General features: G+C 65.7%; 19 protein-coding genes. 12 read left to right on the forward strand and 7 right to left on the reverse strand.

All coding sequences use genetic code 11. The features are described 5' to 3' along the window. Positions 1-73 precede the first annotated feature (73 nt). Both Q0964_RS08435 and Q0964_RS08440 read left to right on the forward strand, forming a co-directional pair. On the forward strand, positions 74-469 hold the full coding sequence (locus tag Q0964_RS08435; RefSeq protein ID WP_299265925.1) for a DUF7522 family protein: 396 nt from the start codon (positions 74-76) through the stop codon (positions 467-469). Between the two features lie 75 nt (positions 470-544). Next, positions 545-1,795: a DNA double-strand break repair nuclease NurA gene (locus Q0964_RS08440; RefSeq protein WP_299265928.1), complete on the forward strand. Its 1,251-nt coding sequence runs from the start codon at positions 545-547 to the stop codon at positions 1,793-1,795. Here the strand turns inward: Q0964_RS08440 and Q0964_RS08445 are convergent. Beyond that, complete coding sequence (locus Q0964_RS08445) at positions 1,792-2,133, reverse strand: DUF7113 family protein (protein ID WP_299265930.1); 342 nt, start codon at positions 2,131-2,133, stop codon at positions 1,792-1,794. The two genes, Q0964_RS08440 and Q0964_RS08445, sit on opposite strands and share 4 nt — an antisense overlap. Before the next feature lie 105 nt (positions 2,134-2,238). Between Q0964_RS08445 and Q0964_RS08450 the strand changes: the two genes are divergently transcribed. Both Q0964_RS08450 and Q0964_RS08455 read left to right on the forward strand, forming a co-directional pair. Next, complete coding sequence (locus Q0964_RS08450) at positions 2,239-4,155, forward strand: ATP-binding protein (protein ID WP_299265934.1); 1,917 nt, start codon at positions 2,239-2,241, stop codon at positions 4,153-4,155. A gap of 293 nt (positions 4,156-4,448) precedes the next feature. Next, positions 4,449-4,874 carry a universal stress protein gene (locus Q0964_RS08455; protein ID WP_299265937.1) on the forward strand — a complete coding sequence of 142 codons (426 nt, stop codon included), beginning with the start codon at positions 4,449-4,451 and terminating at the stop codon, positions 4,872-4,874. 109 nt (positions 4,875-4,983) lie between these two features. On the opposite strand, the gene Q0964_RS08460 is transcribed toward Q0964_RS08455, so the two are convergent. Continuing rightward, entirely contained in the window at positions 4,984-6,171 is a 1,188-nt protein-coding gene (locus tag Q0964_RS08460; RefSeq protein ID WP_299265939.1) for a KaiC domain-containing protein, read from the reverse strand. Positions 6,172-6,320: 149 nt separating this feature from the next. On the opposite strand from Q0964_RS08460, the gene Q0964_RS08465 reads away from it, so the two are divergent. Then, complete coding sequence (locus Q0964_RS08465; RefSeq protein WP_299265941.1) at positions 6,321-7,151, forward strand: NAD(+)/NADH kinase; 831 nt, start codon at positions 6,321-6,323, stop codon at positions 7,149-7,151. On the opposite strand, the gene Q0964_RS08470 is transcribed toward Q0964_RS08465, so the two are convergent. Beyond that, entirely contained in the window at positions 7,152-7,412 is a 261-nt protein-coding gene (locus Q0964_RS08470) for a DUF8006 family protein (protein ID WP_299265944.1), read from the reverse strand. Positions 7,413-7,467: 55 nt separating this feature from the next. Beyond that, positions 7,468-7,692: a DUF7996 family protein gene (locus Q0964_RS08475; protein WP_299265946.1), complete on the reverse strand. Its 225-nt coding sequence runs from the start codon at positions 7,690-7,692 to the stop codon at positions 7,468-7,470. Between the two features lie 108 nt (positions 7,693-7,800). Between Q0964_RS08475 and Q0964_RS08480 the strand changes: the two genes are divergently transcribed. Continuing rightward, positions 7,801-8,379, forward strand: coding sequence for a response regulator (locus Q0964_RS08480; protein WP_299265948.1), 579 nt, complete (start codon positions 7,801-7,803; stop codon positions 8,377-8,379). Between the two features lie 225 nt (positions 8,380-8,604). On the opposite strand, the gene Q0964_RS08485 is transcribed toward Q0964_RS08480, so the two are convergent. Next, a complete protein-coding gene (locus Q0964_RS08485) occupies positions 8,605-9,006 on the reverse strand; it encodes a universal stress protein (RefSeq protein WP_299265951.1) in 402 nt (133 codons plus the stop codon). Positions 9,007-9,181: 175 nt separating this feature from the next. Here Q0964_RS08485 and Q0964_RS08490 point away from each other — a divergent pair, with 175 nt between their 5' ends. Continuing rightward, on the forward strand, positions 9,182-9,547 hold the full coding sequence (locus tag Q0964_RS08490; protein ID WP_299265953.1) for a winged helix-turn-helix transcriptional regulator: 366 nt from the start codon (positions 9,182-9,184) through the stop codon (positions 9,545-9,547). Here Q0964_RS08490 and Q0964_RS08495 read toward each other — a convergent pair whose 3' ends face one another. Further along, a complete protein-coding gene (locus Q0964_RS08495; RefSeq protein ID WP_299265956.1) occupies positions 9,548-10,066 on the reverse strand; it encodes an HTH domain-containing protein in 519 nt (172 codons plus the stop codon). 288 nt (positions 10,067-10,354) lie between these two features. On the opposite strand from Q0964_RS08495, the gene Q0964_RS08500 reads away from it, so the two are divergent. From Q0964_RS08500 to Q0964_RS08520, 5 genes are all read left to right on the forward strand, one after another. Beyond that, positions 10,355-10,522, forward strand: a complete 168-nt coding sequence (locus Q0964_RS08500) for a DUF7331 family protein (protein WP_299265959.1) — start codon at positions 10,355-10,357, stop codon at positions 10,520-10,522. 87 nt (positions 10,523-10,609) lie between these two features. After that, positions 10,610-11,563, forward strand: a complete 954-nt coding sequence (gene kdgK1, locus Q0964_RS08505) for a bifunctional 2-dehydro-3-deoxygluconokinase/2-dehydro-3-deoxygalactonokinase (RefSeq protein WP_299265962.1) — start codon at positions 10,610-10,612, stop codon at positions 11,561-11,563. 237 nt (positions 11,564-11,800) lie between these two features. Next, complete coding sequence (gene pyk, locus Q0964_RS08510; RefSeq protein ID WP_299265965.1) at positions 11,801-13,546, forward strand: pyruvate kinase; 1,746 nt, start codon at positions 11,801-11,803, stop codon at positions 13,544-13,546. A gap of 90 nt (positions 13,547-13,636) precedes the next feature. Continuing rightward, on the forward strand, positions 13,637-14,602 hold the full coding sequence (locus Q0964_RS08515) for an ROK family protein (RefSeq protein WP_299265967.1): 966 nt from the start codon (positions 13,637-13,639) through the stop codon (positions 14,600-14,602). Positions 14,603-15,005: 403 nt separating this feature from the next. After that, a complete protein-coding gene (locus tag Q0964_RS08520) occupies positions 15,006-15,191 on the forward strand; it encodes a hypothetical protein (RefSeq protein WP_299265970.1) in 186 nt (61 codons plus the stop codon). 645 nt (positions 15,192-15,836) lie between these two features. On the opposite strand, the gene glpK is transcribed toward Q0964_RS08520, so the two are convergent. Further along, positions 15,837-17,378: a glycerol kinase GlpK gene (glpK, locus tag Q0964_RS08525; RefSeq protein ID WP_299265973.1), complete on the reverse strand. Its 1,542-nt coding sequence runs from the start codon at positions 17,376-17,378 to the stop codon at positions 15,837-15,839. Positions 17,379-17,687 lie beyond the last annotated feature (309 nt).

Below are 17,687 nucleotides of genomic sequence, written 5' to 3' on the forward strand. Positions count from 1 at the left end.
CGACGTGTCTCGGACCACGGCAGCAGTGTACGAGACCACCGAGATTATATAACCAGACGGCCAGAGCTAACCCATGGAGACGACCATCGTGGACGAGGCCTTCGCCGATAAGTTGGTGACGACCGCACGGACGGCAGCGGGCGACAGCCTCCGCTCGTTGACCTACTTTACGCGCTCGAACTTCGAGCAACTGTATCTCCGCGATGACCTCGAACGCGACGCCGACCTGGACAGTTTCATCGGTCACGAGTGGCGGGGCTTCAAGAACACGACCGACGCGTACCAGGGCACCGAACTGGGCGAGTACCGCTACACCATTCGCGTCTTCGAGAACGGCTTCCTCCTGCGTGTGACCAGCGACCGTGACGGTGTGTTCCTCACCACTGACGGCGCGACAATCCGGGATTTCAACTCCTACGTCACCGCGATCAAGGAGATTCTGGACGAGAAAACCGGCCGTGACGAGTGAGATGGCGGTCGACCCGGAGGCGGCGTCCGGTTCGGCCCCGGACACTTTTGTCGCCCCCATTCTTTCGACCGGGTAATGACCCTCGACCCGGTGCATTTCGACGGAATCGCCAAGCTCGCCGACCGCATCGAGAGCGGCGTCGACACCAGCGACCACCGGGACCTCGCGGGCACCGTCTGGACCGAGTTCCTCGACCCCCTCTACGACGAGGGGACACCGATCCTCGAACCGCTCGGTGACCAGCGCTGTCGGTTGGTCGACGCCGAGGACGCGGCACTGATGGAGTCCCCGTTCCCCACTCAGCACGGCCTCGACTCGGGAACCATCAACCCCACGACGTTCAAAAACGGGCTCGTCATCGACGTGGCGCAGGCCGCGATGGCCGCCGTCCCGTCCGATCTGGACCTGCATCGTGGTCGCACCATCGTCAGCACCGTCCACTCGAACGACGGCACCGTCGACGTGACGGAGGACGACTGGAGCCTGTTCGACCGGGGCTACGGTCGCGGGCGCATCCTCCAGGCCCCCCGCGTCGATCGGTTCGAGCAGACCGTCGTCCACGCCTTGGCGCTCTACCTGGCCGAGAGCAAACACGCCACTCTCAACGCCGAGGTCGTCTCGGACCTCCTCGTCCTGGACGGGCCGATCTACCCGACCGGGCTCCTGAAGTGGACCGACCAGGACCCCACGCTCGCGGAGTTGCTCGTCGAGGACGAACGCCCCCGCGACGTAGTGCAGCAATACGTCGACCTCGTCGAGCAGTTCGTCACCCGCGACGTCCCCCTCGTCGGCTTCGTCAAGAGTACGGCCTCGAAGGCGATTACCAGAACGGTGCGCCGGAAGTCCGCGGCACCGTGGGTCAACGACGCCGCCCTGTTCGAGCAGATTCTCCGCCGGACCGACGGCGACGGCGACACCGACACCGACGTGCTCACCTTCACCAACTGGTTCGTCTCCCGGGCCGGCGCGGACTGCCCGCTCTCCGTCGAGAGCTCGCTCGACCTCGAGTTGACGAAGGAACTCGACCCCGAGGCCTACGAGGTCACCTTCTTCGTCATCTACGACCCCCGAGAGGAGCTGATCTATCGGGTCGAAGCCCCCTACGCGTTCACCGAGGACCCCGGCCTGCGCGAGGACCTGGCCATGCAGGTCGTCGGGGACGTAGCCGCACAGACTGGGCCGCCGCTCGCCGTCGAGAAGGCCGACGAACTGGCGCGCATCAGTCGACAGGAGAAGGCGGCGCTCCAGCGCCAGCTCGAGGAGACGTTTTCGAGCGACCGCCAGCGCGAGTACGACGACGTGCGCTGGGAGGGCGCGGAGTTCTAGTGAGTCTCGGCTTCGGTCTTCGTGACTTCGACCTCGACCGCCTCTTTGTCGACGCCGACGCGGGCGAACTGGGTACGGACGTGTTCCTCGGCGGCCTCGATGGCGCGCTCGCGGGTCTCGAAGCCGTGGGGCATCGGCGACTCGAAAGCGACGTTGAGGTCGCGGCCGCCAATGGTGGTCGACTGGCCGCCGCTCTCGACCTCGTAGAAGGCGTCACAGACCCAGACGTAGGGGGCGTCCCCGTCGGGCGCACCCTTGAACGACGGCGGGGACTCGCCGCGCTCGTACAGCGTCCCGGTCAGGTTGGTTCCCCCGGCGGAACCTCGAACGAGTAACATAGATACGAGTACGCGACCGGCGGGCAAAAAGGCCGCGTCGCTGTGACCGGCCCGACCCCGCAGTCGGGGGAAACGCGTTTGACCCGCCAGTCCGATATGGCTGGTATGTCTGATCTGGGCGATTTCACCGACTACGAGGGCGGCGCGGACGAGACGTCTGCGAGTGGCGACGACGGAGTGGTCGCCGAGGGGGCGGCCGCCGACGGGACAACCGCGACGGAGCCGATGGCCGACGAGGGGGAACCGGCCGACGAGTCGCTCGAGTTCGAGACGGTCGACGTGTCGCCCGCAGGGAAAGACCGGGGCATCGGCGTGCTCTCAGCGTCGGAGGGGTTGACGATCAGCGAGGACCCGGACGACACCAACCTCCGCGCCTACGTCACCGTCGCGAACCGCTCGTCCGTTCGGATCGGAAAGTATCTGCTCGTCCCCTACCCGGACGGTGAGCGGTTGTTCTGCCGGATCACCGCACTGGAGTACGCCCAGGAGTTCCGCACCGACGACGCCACCGAGATTCACGCCCGGCGAGCGATGCGCCAGCGCGGCATCGACGAACAGGATTTCAAGTTCATGGCCACGCTGGAACCGGTGGCCGTTCTCTTCGAGGAGGGAGTGGCGCGAGGCCCACCGGGTCAGTCGAGCGGCGACGAGCCGTCGGACGGCGGCGAATTGAAACGCCGCATGACCGACCGGGTGCCAAAACCCGAGACGGTGGTGCGGCCCGCGACCGACAAATCGGAGATCAAGACCGGCCTGAAGATGCCCGAGGATGGCGTGTTCCTGGGCCACCTCGCAGTAGGTGGTGAACGCGTCCGGACCGCGGCCGAGCCACCGACCATCGACTACCGACTAAAAGACGACTACGACGCCGGCGATCCGCTCGTCTTCCGCCACACGCTCGTCGCCGGGGGGACCGGGTCCGGGAAGACTCACGGCTCGAAGAACATCCTCAGGCAGTACCTCGACGCGGAGCGGACCTATCCCGTCGAGTCCGGCGAGGACCGCGAGGTGCAGGCCGCAGTCGTCCAGTTCGACCCCCAGGACGAGTACGCGCAGATGCACGACGACAATCCCAATCTCGACGACGACGGCCGGCGACGGCTGGAGGGGGAAGGGGTCGCCTACGGCGGCCACGACGACACCGTCGCGTTCGTCCCAAAAGTCGGCGGGGCGAGCTACGCCGCCGACCACCACCGCGCCGAGCAGGTGGCCTTCACCATCCCCTTCTCGATGGTGCGGGGCAACCCCTGGCTGGTGTCGGGCGGGGGCCTCAACGACAACCAGTATTCGGGCCTGCGATACCTCCTGACGCGCTTTTTTGACGATTACGGGGCCGACGGGCAGTACCAGCAGTTCGTCTCGTTCCTCGACGACCCCGCGCTGAAAGAGGAACTCGACGAGAGTGGGCGCGTCCACGAGGCGACCTTCGACGCGGTGCGCCGCCGGGTGCGCGGGTTCGGCGACGTGTTCGACCAGGACGCCCGGCCGATCACCGAACTGGTCACTGACTTCGTCCGCCCCGGCGGGCTGACGGTGGTTCCGACCTACCACGTCAACGACCGACGAGCGACCGAGACCGTCGTGCTGGCGCTGTCGAGTCTCCTGGTCGACCAGAAGCTCTCGAACGACCCCCACTACGACCGGATCAAGGAGACACCGCTGGTCGTCGGGATGGACGAGGCCCACAACTTCCTGACCGACGCCGACAGCGTGCAGGCCCGGAAGGTAATCGGGAAGTTCACCGAGGCCGCCAAGCAGGGCCGCAAGGAACGACTCGGCCTGTTTCTCATCACCCAGGACCCACAGGACATCGCCGAACCCGTCTTCAAGCAGATCAACACTACCGTGGTGCTCAATCTCGGCGACGAGGACGCAATCTCCGCGGTGAACATCCCCGCCAATCTGGAAGCCAAGGTGCCGTACATGGAGAAGGGCCAGATGGTCGTCTACTCGCCGGACAACTCAGAACCCGTCGAGTTGATCGGTCTCCCCGTGTGTGTGACCAAACACGGCCGGGACTGATCAGCCGTCCGTGCCGGATGCCTCTCTCGGCCCTTCGCCCGTTGTCGACCGCTCGGGCGGATTTGGCCCTCAGTGCTTCGATACGGTCACCGATTGAGAGACGGAGTGTCGGCTGCTGGCAGCGTCCGCCGGTCTGTCGTCGCAGGGCCGTCGCTGCCGTCTCCGGACTGGTCGGCGCGGCGGCGTACGTGCCGGCTTCGCACAGAGGGCGTTTCTCTATCTTGTCAGGTGACACGAGTGGGCGGCAGACTCGCGGCGGGAACTTTCAAATCCCAAGAGTGGTAATTAATAACATGGGAAAGCGAATACTGGTCCCCGTCGACGGCTCCGAGCAGTCCTGGGAGGCCTCTGACTTCGCCATACGGGAACACCCCGAGGCAGAGTTCGTGTTGTTGCACGTCATCAATCCGGCCGAAGCGGGGTACAGCGCCAGTACGTCGTTCCCGGCCGCCTCGGAGGAGTGGTACGAACACGCCAAGGAGGACGCCGAGGAACTGTTCGAGGAGTTCGAGGTGCAGAGAAAGCCCGGTGTGGTCGTCGAGACGGACACAGTCGTCGGTAAGCCCGCTCGCGCCATCGTCGAGTACGCCGAGGAACACGACATCGACCGCATCGTGATGGGGAGCCACGGGCGCTCGGGTGTCACCCGAATCCTGCTGGGCAGCGTCGCGGAGAACGTCGTGCGGAACGCGACGGTTCCAGTCACCGTCGCGCGGTAAACGACCCGAAATGCGCGAGTGGGGAGGAATGGCCCGTGAGCGGGAGAGCGAGCCGATTGTTGCCTGACCGAGCGCCCCTGTGGGGCGCGAAGGAAGTACGAAAAGCTCGTCAGAAAATGTTGGCCTGCTGGTACACCGAGATTCCGTCACCGGTAATCTCGTACGGTTTGGTCTCTCGGGAGTGGTTGGCGTTGCGGATTTTCTGAATCTCGACGGCCATGCGGGTCTCGCGGGTCTCCTGGCGGACGTACCGCAGGTGAAAAACGGCGTCGGTCAGGTACTCGATGATGCCGTGGCGGGAGGCGTACTTGTGAGACTCGCTGGCTTCGGAGGTGAGCATCGTGGTGACGCCGGCCTCTTTCAGCGAGCGGGTGAAGTCGAACACCTGCGTCCGGCGTTTGGCTTGGTTGTCGTACATCATCTCCAGAAGCGACACCGAGTCCAGCACGAGACGGTCGGCACCGAAGTCCGTGATGAGTTCGGGAAGTTCGGCTTGGATGTTCTGGAGGCTGTTCGCCATCTCGACCGGGTCAAGGTCGATGATGGCGAGCTCGCCCTCCGCCTCGTACTGTTCGAAGTTCCAGTCGCGCTCGTCGGCAGTCGCCATGATGCCGTCGTGGCTCTGTTCGAGTGTAATGAACACCGCCTTCTCGGTGTCGTCTTTTTCCAGGCCGTGGTGGAGAAACTGGAGGCCGAACGTAGTCTTCCCGGTCCCTGCCGAGCCGATGGTGACGGTGAGATGGCGACGCGGAATCCCACCCTGGATCATGTCGTCGAGTCCCTGGATGCCCACGTCGAGGCGGGGGATATCGGACTCGAAATCCTCCTCGTCGAACTCACTGCCGCCACCGCCGCCACCACCGTCACCGGCCGAGCCAAACGCCGAGGCGAAGTCGTCGTCGAACAGGTCGTCGTCGCCGCCCTCACCGCTACCGCCGAACGGATCATCGCCGCCATCGCCACCACCGCCGAATGGTCCCTCGCTACCCGGGTCGTCGCTCTCGGCGTCACCGAACGCGGCGCCATCGCCGCTCTCGGCACTGAACGGGCTCTCGCCCCCGTCGCCGTGTTCCTCGTCGAAGCTGCCGGCATCGTCCCCGCGCTCAAAGGGACTGTCGCTCTCGTCGCCGAAGGGCGAATCGTCGCCCTCGTTCGCAGTACCGAATGGGTTGTCGGCTTCGTTACCGAAAGGGGAGCCTTCGTCGGTGGACGTGTCGTCGTTCCCGTCGTCAGTGGTTTTGGAGTCGGCGTCGTCTTCGTCGACGGCGCTCTCGAACCAGTCGTCGTTCTCACTCATGCGGGACCCTCACTGACCGACGGGTGGCCATGTTCGGTTCTGGGTATGCTGCGTGATTAATGTTACCCGGTATTCACCGGCCGATACGCTCACACCGGCCGGGTCGGGTCCGCCCGGTTTATATTGGCTCGTTGCCAACCTCGAAACGGATGAACGTCGGCATCGTCGCCCAACGGGACAACCCCCGCGCCGCCGCGCTGGCCAACGAGATTCGGACGCACCTCAGCGACATGGGCGTACCGACAGTCGTCGACGAGACGACTGCCGCGCAACTCGATCCCGACGTCGGGGGCGTCGCAGTCGATACGATGGACGGCTGTGACTTGGTGGTCAGCATCGGTGGCGACGGCACCTTCCTCTTTACCGTCCGGGGCGCGGGCGCGACGCCCATCATGGGCGTTAATCTCGGCGAGGTAGGGTTTCTGAACGCGGTGTCGCCCGACGAGGCCGTCTCGACGGTCGACGACGTCGTCCGGCGATTCCGCGAGGGTGGCGGAGCCGACACCCGGTCGATGCATCGACTGCAGGCTCGGGGCGACGACTGGACGATTCCACCGGCAATCAACGAGGTCGCCGTTCTCGGCCCACAGCGCGGACACGGACAAGGGGTCGAAGTTGAGGTCACGGTCGACGGCACGACTTACACCGAAGGCCACGCTGACGGCGTGTTGATCGCGACGCCGACGGGAAGCACTGCGTACAATCTCAGCGAGGACGGTCCGGTCGTCCACCCCGACGTGTCCGGACTGATCGTCACGGAGATGGCGGGCGATTCGGAGATGCCGCCGCTCGTGGTCGATGCCGACAGCGAAATCGAAGTGACCGTGGCGAACGGAGACAACGCGGTGGTCGTCGGGGACGGGCGGACGAGCGAGGCGGTGACGCCGCCGGAGACAGTCACACTCTCGCGGGCCGACAACCCCGTCAGGATTGCAGGGCCGCCGCTCGATTTCTTTACAGGACTGGAAAAACTCGACTGATTACTTCTTTGCAGTCATGTACACCATCGGCGCCAGCACGAGCAGAGCGATGCCCAAGAACTTCCAGTGGGGTTTCGCGAGCATGCTCTGTGGGGTTAGCAGGAACAACAACCCGAAGCCCAGGAACTGCATGGCGTAGACACGCTGAGACTTCAGCGGCAGCGCTGCCAAGGCAGACAGAATAAAGACCGCGAGGAGCGCCTGCCCGACGTTGTACTGGAGCAGGAAGTTGTCAATTACCTGCAGTGGTAGCGTGAGCATCGTTGGCTAAAACTGACCTTGTGGCGGTCTAAAAACTTCCGTTACGCGCCCGCAGTCACGCAGCACCGGTCAGGTCGAGGGGGCGAACCCAGATGTACCAGATGAGCAGGACAGCCCCGAAGTATCCGAAGACCCACACTAGGCTGCCGAGCGTACTGTAGCCAGCGGTCCCGAGGGCGTAGTTGGCCAGTCCCGGGAAAACAACGCCGCTGCTCAGTACCAGTGCGAACTTGGCTTTCTCTGACGGGCCCGTCGCTGCGTCGGTCTCGTGGCCGCTCATATGTATGTGCCGAGTGCTGGAGCGGCCTGAATGGTTTGGTTTTGACTCGGTGTCAGCTGTGACGGCCGTCGAGCACAGTTATAAGCCGTCGGTAGCATAGTTCTTCGTATGGGGAATGACTCGGCGGCGGCAACAGTGCTTGTTGTTGACGACGAAACGGAAGTCGCCGACGTGTACGCGCTCAAACTGGAGCGTGAGTACGATGTCCAAGTCGCCTACGGCGGTCAGGAGGCGCTCGAAGAGGCCGACGGAGACGTCGACGTGGTGTTGCTCGACCGTCGGATGCCCGACGTTTCGGGTGACGCGGTCCTCGAAGAACTTCGCGACCGGGGACTCGACTGTCGGGTCATTATGATCACCGCTGTCGACCCTGACTTCGACATCATCGAGATGCCGTTCGACGACTACCTCTGTAAGCCAGTCGAGAGCGACGACCTCGTCGGAGCCGTCAACCAACAGCTCGCCGCCGACGCCTACGACGACCGGCTCACGGAGTACTACGAGGTCGCCTCGAAGCTAGCCCTGCTCGAGGCCGAGAAGACGCCACAGGAACTCGAAGAGAACGACGACGTGACGACGTTGCGGGAACGGGCCGAACGGCTCGAAGCGGAGATGGCGGACTCGCTGTCGAACTTCGAGGGGTTCGAGATAGCGTTTCGCGAAATCGGCCGACAACCTGGTCGGTGACTCGGGCGTCAGAAGATGCCGTGATGCCGCCTGAGGAACGGCATCGCGGCAAGCTGGCACGTGGTGCTTGCGGGACGGCTGTTGAGGGAGACGTGGGCATGTCTCCCACCGGTGAGAATCGGAAGCGATGAACCACCCACCCACCGGCAATCAACTGTAATACATCCTGCATAATTAAATTTTACCCGGAAACGCTTGGCTATTTAAGTAGTCACGGCGCTCACCTCAGGTGTCGACGTTCTGTCGACAGACCAGTACCGACCGGTCGGCGTCGAGCAACACGCTCTGGGTGACGCTCCCGAACAGGACTTTCCCCGTGGGGGACCGTTTGCGACCGCCGATGCAGACGAGGTCTACGTCGTCCTCGGCGGCGACGTCGAGGATCGAGTCGGCCGGGTTTCCAGAACGCTCGTCGAGCGTTACCGAATAGCCGGCGTCTTCGAGGTGTGATTCGACTCGTCTCGCCGCCTGCAACTGCGTAATCGACGCGCCAGAGGGGTTGTCGGTGAAAGAGTGAAACACGGTGACGTGAACCCCGTCGGGGTCACCGGGCAGGTCTTCGACCGCCCGGGCCTGTCTGAGCGCGCGGTCGGTGTCGGTGTCGATTGGCATCAGTATCTCGTACATACCATTTTACTGACCCGGCAGTGTGTTAAATCGCGGTGTAAAATATCAAGTTCTGAGAACGGCGCGGGTCGGGACGGACTCACCGAGTGAACTGTGAGGAACGTCCCTGATAGTTACTCAGTACAACCAAGTGTCGGGACGTAACTATATGTCGATGGACGTTCTTCTACGACGTATGGACGACGACCCGATCGAAATCTGGTGTGCCGGTGAGGAGTGGTGTGCAGTGACCGCGACGGCCTCGCTGATCGGCAAAAAGTGGCATCCGGTGATCGTCGACCGATTGCTCAAGAAGGGACCGCTGGGATTCAACGCGCTGAAGAAGGCGGTCGACGGCGTTTCGAGCAAAGTACTGTCGGACAGTTTAGACGACTTGGAGGAGCGCGGAATCGTCACGCGCTCGGTTGTCAGCGAGAAACCGTTCCGCGTCGAGTACGCGTTGACCGAACGGGGCGAGGAACTCACACCCGTCATAGCGGCGATGCGTGAGTGGGGTCGCGACCACCTCGTGCCAGCACCTGACGAGGGGTCCCCGGCCTGACTACTCCTCGGCTTCCTCGGCAATCGGTCGCCCATCGCCGTCGGCTTCGAGTGTTTTGGTGACGACGCTCTCGTGCTCCAGTGTGTCGAGTCGGTCGGTCACGGTGCAGACGCCGTCGCCGTCACTGCAGGGTGCGACGTACGCCAAGTCGTCGTCGTGGTACTCCGCGAGCGTGAACATCGGCAGTACGAGGGCGACGTAACTCTCTTCGGTCATCTCTGAGGAGATTCGCCGCGTCTCGAAGAAGGAACTGATCGAACGATCCGTGTCCGCGGCCCAGTCGCGGAACTGCTCGACGCGGTCCAGCACGTTCTGGCCCGCGTCGGTGCGCGCGGCAGCCGTAGAGAGGCTGACCTGTCGTCCCCAGAGTTGAACGGAGAACTCGTGGATTTGCCCGGTGTCCGCGAGCCGTTCGAGCCGCTCAATCACCACCTCCTGTCGGCCGTGCCCGGCCCGAGGTGTGAGTGAACGAACGTGAAGGTCGACGGTGACCCTCTCGGAAGTGGCTTCAGTTGTCATTGTACGCAGGTGTTCGTGGTAATCGTTTCACTGAATTATAAAGATTTGGGCGCGAGAGATAGACGCACGACACGACCGGTATCACCGAGTGTCACTGGCGACGAGTCACCAGTGGACGGCCGGGAGTTCGTAGCGGTCCGGCAGCAGGCTGTGCTGCCACCCTCACCCCACTACCGGGGCGTATCGGGAACTGAAACACCGCGATTACCCGCAGCTTACCGACTTACCATGTAATATGGTAACAGTTAACAACGTTCAGCGTCTACGTTTATTCGAAGGGGAGCCACCATGGCACGAGTACCCGTCGACGACGCGGACGCAGAACGGGACGCGCCGGTAGCTGCCGGACAGTTCGTGGAACTGGACGCCGCCAGAGGACTCATTATCTACGACCGGCACAACCACCGCGCCTGGCTCCAGTCCGACGGCGCGGTGGCAGTCGAAGACTGGCAGTAACGCTACATAGGGGCGACGGCTACGGGCCGGCCAGCAGCGGACCCGTTGGCTCGCATCTTTTTGCTCACGGCCGACGACGATGCGTCCATGCCGGAACTCGCCACCTTCGGAGAGACGATGTTACGCCTGTCCCCGCCCGGCGACGAGCCGGTCGAGACGGCCCGAACCCTCGAGGTCCGCGCCGCCGGGGCTGAGAGCAACGTCGCCGTCGCGGCCCAGCGCCTCGGCGTCGAGTCGACCTGGCTCTCGAAGCTCCCGGACTCACCACCCGGGCGTCGCGTCCTGGGGGCGCTCCGTCGGCACGGCGTCGAACCCGCAGTCGTCCTCGCCGAAGAGGGGCGACAGGGAACCTACTACCTGGAGAGCGGCGACCCGCCTCGAGGCCGGAGAGTTCTCTACGACCGCACGGGCACGGCCGTCCGGACCGCGACGGCCAGCGAACTCCCGACCGACCGCATCGAGCGCGCCGACGCCTTCCACACGACCGGAATAACGCCCGCGCTCTCGGCGACGCTCTCGACGACGACCGCCGACCTACTCGAACTGGCTCGCGAGGCCGACACGACGACCGTATTCGACCTGAACTATCGGTCGAAGCTCTGGTCCGCCGAGACAGCCCGGGAGACGGTGACCGACCTCCTCGAGTTCGTCGATCTGTTCGTCGTTGCCGCTCGGGACGCGAAGCGAGTCCTCGGACTGGCGGGCGGACCGTCCGAGACAGCCGAACGACTCGCGGCCGACCACGAGTTCGAGACGGTCGTCGTGACCCGCGGCGACGAGGGTGCGGTCGCTGTTCACGACGGGGAAACCCACGAACAGCCGGCAATTCCAGCCGGTGACGCCCACCCCGTCGGAACCGGCGATGCCTTCGTGGGCGGATACCTCGCCGGTCGCCTCCAGGGTGGGACCGTCCCGGACGCGCTGGCCGACGGCGTGGCGACAGCCGCGTTGAAACGGACGGTCCCAGGCGACGCGGCCGTCGTCACGGCGGAGGCCGTCGAGCAGGCACTCGCGGATGCGACCGGCGGAATCAAGCGGTGACTCGTCCCTGCTCGTAGCGCCAGGTCAGCCGGTGGCGAGACCGCCAGCGCGGCCACTCTGGACACACGGTGAGTCGCGCGCGGGTCGGTGCTGGCACGGCAGCGGCAAACTGGTGGTCCGACGTCCGACGGGCGGACCACGGCGAGTCGCTCGTCCTGTGAGCGGCGTGCGCGCTTCCACAGCCCTATCGGCCTGCGGTGAGAATCGCGAACGAGACCGCCCGGTCAGAGCCTACCCATGCGCAACGCAAAGATCGTCTGTACTATCGGCCCCGCCTCGGACTCGCGCGAGCAACTGCGCGGGTTGATGCAGGCGGGGATGGACGTGTCTCGCCTGAACGCGAGTCACGGCACCCCCGCGGACCGCCACGGTGTCATCGACCGAATCCGGGACGTAGGCGGCGAACTGTCCGCCCCAGTCGCGGTCATGTACGACCTGGCTGGCCCGGAGATCCGGACGGCCCCCGTCGAGGAGGCGGTCCGCATCGAGACCGGGTCGGCGGTTCGTTTCTCTGTCGGCGAGACGGCCACACCGGGAGAGGTCGGTCTCTCGGCGTCCGTCGCGGCCGCCCGGCCGGGAGACCGGGTGCTGCTCGACGACGGCCGAATCGAGACGGTGGTCACGGAGAGCGACGGGGAGTCGGTCGTCGCGCGCGTCGAGGACGGCGGTGACCTCGACGGAAACAGAGGTGTCAACGTCCCCGGCGTCGACCTGGGTCTGCCGGTCGTCACCGAGCAGGACCGCCGCGACATCGCCGTCGCCGTCGAACAGGACGTAGAACTCGTCGCGGCCAGTTTCGTTCGGAGCGAGGCAGACGTCTACGAGGTCGCCGAGGCCATCGACGACGAAGGCGGCGACATCCCAGTGGTCGCCAAGATCGAACGCGCCGACGCGGTCGAGAACGTCGACGCCATCGCCGACGAGGCTGCGGGCGTGATGGTGGCCCGCGGCGACCTCGGTGTCGAGTGTCCGATGGAGGAAGTCCCACTCATCCAGAAGCGAGTGATCCGGCAGTGCCACCGCGCGGGCGTACCGGTCATCACCGCGACGGAGATGCTCGACTCGATGATTCACGAGCGCCGGCCGACCCGCGCGGAAGCCTCCGACGTGGCAAACGCCGTCCTCGACGGCACCGACGCCGTCATGTTGTCGGGCGAGACCGCCATCGGCGACCACCCAGAGACCGTGGTCGAGACGATGGACCGCATCGTCCGGGACGTGGAGAGCAGGGAGGAGTACGCCGAGTCCCGGGAACAGCGCGTGCCGCCGGCCGGCGAGAGTCGGACCGACGCACTCGCCCGGTCGGCGCGGTTTCTCGCCCGCGACGTCGGGGCCAGCGCTATCGTCGCGGCGTCCGAGTCCGGCTACACCGCCCGGAAAGCCGCCAAGTACCGTCCCGACGTGCCGATCGTCGCCGCCACGCCCAGCGAGCGGGTCCGTCGGCAACTCTCGCTGTCGTGGGGCATCCAGCCCGAGTACACCAGTTACACCGAGAACGGGGCCGACGCAGTGATCCAGACCGCGGTGCAATCGGCCATCGACGCGGGCGTCGTCGGCCCGGGCGAAACGGTGGTCGTCCTCGCGGGCATGATGACCGAACTCGGCGGGTTGGACACTGCCAACACCCTCAAAGTCCACGTCGCCGCCGAGACGCTCGTATCGGGGCGCCCGGTCGTCGACGGCGTGGTGTCGGGCCCGGTTTTCCACGTCGAAGACGGCACCCTCACCGGGATGCCGGCGGGTGCGATTATCGCAGTGCCGGCCGACTACGAGGGTGAGTTCGATGGCGACCTCTCGGCAGTCGGCGGCATCCTCACCGCTCACGAAGGAGTGACGGGGTACGCCGCCATCGTGGCCCGGGAGTTGGGTGTGCCGACTATCGCGGACGTCGACCTCTCTGACGTGGACGCGGGAGTCGCCGTGACGCTGGACGGCGAGCGGGGTGTGGTCTACGCGGACCAGGTCACGGGCAGAGCGGAGTGAACGCCCCCGTGCGGCGCAGTCGTCGCTCGCTTCCTGTTCCTCGGCGAGCGGACGGTGTTAAGTGCGCGCCGGGCTACGATTCATTAGAGAATGTACGCGGGAGTCGACCTCGGGGCGACGAACCTCCGGGCCGTCGTGACGGACGTGGAGGGGCGGATTCTCGGTCGGAGTCGGCGGTCGACGCCCCAGAACGATGGGGGAATCGCCGTCACGGAGGCCGTCCTCGATTCGCTCCGGGTGGCCTGTGAGGCGGCGGGGACGACGACGACCCGCATCAACGCCGTCGGCATCGGGTCGATCGGACCCCTCGACATGGCGGCCGGAGCGGTCGAGAACCCCGTGAACGTCGCCGGCGCGGACCGCATTCCACTTGTCGGTCCTGTCCGGAATCTCGTCGACAGCGACGCCGTGTTCCTCCACAACGACGCCAACGCCGGCGTCCTCGCCGAACGATTCTACGCCGACCGCGCGCCCGACGATATGGTGTACCTGACGGTCTCCTCGGGGGTCGGCGCCGGTGTCTGTGTCGACGGCCAGTTGCTCTCTGGGTGGGACGGCAACGCCGGTGAGGTTGGCCACGTGGCGTTAGACTCCGAAGGTCCCGTCACCTGTGGCTGTGGCGGCACGGGTCACTGGGAGGCGTTCTGCTCGGGCGAGAACATCCCCGAGTACGCCCGGGCCGTCCACAGTCGCGAAGACCTCGAAACGGCCCTCCCGCTCGACGACGACGGGTTCGACGCGGCAGCGGTGTTCGAGGCGGCCGGTGTAGACCCGCTGGCCGACCGGGTGCTGGACCGGGTGGCCCACTGGAACAGCCACGGTATCGCGACGCTCGTCCACGCGTACGCGCCGATCACGATTTCTGTGGGCGGTGCGGTGGCGCTAAACAACCCCGAACTGGTGTTAGACCCCGTCCGCGAGCGCCTGCCAGAACTGGTGGTCTCGAACGTGCCGGAACTCCGGTTGACGGAGTACGGTGACGACATCGTGGTCAAGGGAGCAGTTGCGAGTGCGATGACCGGCGGCACTGGTGACCGGGGGCGAATTCGGAGATGAGCTCCTGCGCCAGTGGTGGCGCAGGCGGCACTGGTGACCGGGGGCGAATTCGGGGGGAGTCGGTCACTGTCCCAGCGGTCGTAGAGGCAGCGGAAGCCGGCGGTTGGAAAGCGTGGTTCGACGCGGCTGGGCGGGCGGCCGTAATTGCCCGACGCGTCGCTACGGACGCGTTCGAGGATGTCGGTTTCGGCGAGTTCGTGGAGAAACCGCTCGACGGTCCCGACGAGAGGTCGACTCGGGCCGTGATGGCGTTGGTCGCAGCCTCGACAGAAGCACGCGTTCCCTCGTTCACCTGGATGAGGACACGGAGGACGCGCTGGCGGTTGTCCGGGAGTGCGATGGCCCGTCCCAGCGCAGCGGCCGGGCGCGGCGCGTTGCCGATGGCGGCGGCGATGTCGTCTGTGTGGACGCGCGACCGACCGGCCGCGGCGGCGCGGTCGGCGGCCCCGAACAGCGCCGCGAGGGCGTCGTGTGCGTCGCCGTCGGCCCAGTCGGCGACCTCGTGGATTCCCCTGTGTTCGATGCCCGGTCGGCCAGGTCGGTCGACGCGCGACTCGTCAGCACGTCCGTCAGCGCGTGCTGGCGATAGGCCGGAACCTCGGTGCACTCGGTCGGGAGCGACGCACCGGCCGCAGCCGGTTCGGTTCGGCCGACGGCCACCCACGAGAGTCGGGCGAGCGATGAGAGGTGTTCGGCGACGGTCGCCAGGTCAGGTGTCGCGGCCTCGGCGAGGCAACCGACGGCGACGAGGACGCCGCGGCCGCCGGCGAGTTCGCGCGTGAGCCGTGAGCGGAGTCGGTCGGTTCCGACGCCGCGGGTCGGGATCTGGTCGTCGACGAGGGCGTCGAGAACGGCGCGATAGAGACCGAACGGGCCGTCGGCGGTCCGGCGTCGACGTAGACGAACGCGAGGTCGCCACCGGTATTGGCGTGGGTCGCGGTGTGGATTACGGCCCCCGGCCAGTGACCTCGGTCGAGAGGCGGTCGAACAGTGCCGTCACGGGCGGTCCTGCCGGCGCCAGCCGGCCCTAAACGTAAGTCTCGGGTGGGAGAGTGCCGTCGAACACCGGGTCGAGGAAGTCGAGCAGGCGTTCGAGTATCGGCCCTCGACCGGTCGGCTCGGGAACGTGCGAGGCGGGACTGATAGCGTCGTAATCGCGGACGAGCGGCGTATCACCGCTGCTCTCCCGCCGTCGTCGGATGGGTTCTGTGAGGCCTATGTGTGATGTGCGGGCTCAGTTAGTACCGTCGCGAGCCCAGTCTCTCGAGCACTCGACCGCGTCGTGCCAGCGACCGTATTTGTCGTCGGCGTCGGCTCGGTCCATTTCGGGGGCGAAGTCCGCGTCGACGTCCCAGTTGTCCCGGAGTTCGGCCAGCGAGTCCCAGTAGCCGACCGCGAGACCCGCGGCGTAGGCGGACCCGAGTGCCGTCGTCTCGTCGACCTCCGGTCGGACGATTCGGCTTCCGATGATGTCCGACTGGAGCTGACAGAGAAAGTTGTTTTTGACCGCGCCGCCGTCGACTTTCAGCGTCTCCATCTCGACGTCGGCGTCGGCCTCCATCGCCTCGGCCACGTCGCGGGTCTGGTATGCGATGGCTTCCAGGGTCGCCCGGACGATGTGTGCCCGGCGCGTCCCCCGGGTCATCCCCACGATGGTCCCGCGGGCACGGCCGTCCCAGTGGGGCGCACCGAGACCAGTGAACGCGGGGACGACGTAGACGCCGTCGGTGCCGTCGACAGAGCGAGCCAGTTCGGCCGTCTCGCCGGGGCTCTCGATGAGAGCCACGTCTTCGAGCCACTCGATCGCGGCGCCGGTGACGAAGATCGCCCCCTCCAGTGCGTACTGGACGGGTTCGCCCGAGCGCTGAAAGCCGACGGTCGTTAGCAGGCCGTGGTCGCTCTCGACGGCCTCGTCGCCGGTGTTCATCAAAAAAAACGAGCCGGTGCCGTAGGTGTTTTTCGCGTCCCCGGCGTCGAAGCATGTCTGCCCGAACAGGGCGGCCTGCTGGTCGCCCAGCGCACCCGACACCGGCACCGACGCCCCGAGGAAGCCGTCGGCGTCCGTGGAGCCGTAGTGGCGCTCGTCGGCGGAGGGTCGAACCTCGGGCAACATCGCCCGGGGGACGGAGAACTCGGCCAGCAGGTCGTCACACCAGGCCAACTCGTGAATGTCGTACAGCATCGTCCGGGACGCGTTGGTCACGTCGGTGACGTGGTTCCCGGTGAGGTTGTATGTCAGCCAGGAGTCGATAGTCCCGAGCAGGAGTTCGCCGGCCTCCGCACGGTCCCGAACGTCCTCGGTCCGGGTGCGCTCCATCTTGATCGGGTCGGCGTTGTTGAGCAACCACTCGGCTTTCGTCGCCGAAAAGTAGGCGTCCGCTTCGAGTCCGGTCTTCTCGCGGATCCACTCGACTTTGCCCTCGGTTTCCAGACGTTCGACGCGGTCGGTCGTCCGTCGGTCCTGCCAGACGATGGCGTTGTGGATCGGATCACCCGTCTCGGCGTCCCAGACGACCGTCGTCTCTCGCTGGTTCGTGATGCCGAGCGCCGCGAGCTGTGTGGCATCTAGGCGCGCCTCGTCCAGCGCCCGCGTAATCGCCGCCTTCGAGTTCTCCCAGATTTCGACGGCGTCGTGTTCGACCCAACCCGGTTCCGGGTACACCTGTTCGTGTTTCTCGTATGCGTTGGCGACGACCTGCCCCCCGTGATCGAAAACCATGAATCGGGTGCCGGTCGTCCCCTGGTCGATCGCCCCGACGTACGTGTTGTCTGTCATTGATTTTTTCAGTGCCACCGACAAGATTATTTACGATCGGCAGCCGCGTGGTAATAAAAATTTCCAGCGGCCTGTATAAACGTTCCGCAGCGACGCGCCGGTCGAGTCGTCCAGACACGATCAAACGCCGCTTGTCTGCCGGTTCGTCGAAAACGCGCCACCGTAGGGCGTTCGTCGTCACTGCGGGCGACGGGACATCGACGGGTCGTGGCGGACCTGTCGGCGGCGGAAGATGGTTTACTGACACCGAGGCTGCTGCGTTGACGTCCTCCCGGCTCTGAATGGCGAGGATTCCCGACCGCCGTTGAG

This window comes from Halorientalis sp. (assembly GCF_028275115.1).
Classification (GTDB): Archaea; Halobacteriota; Halobacteria; order Halobacteriales; family Haloarculaceae; genus Halorientalis.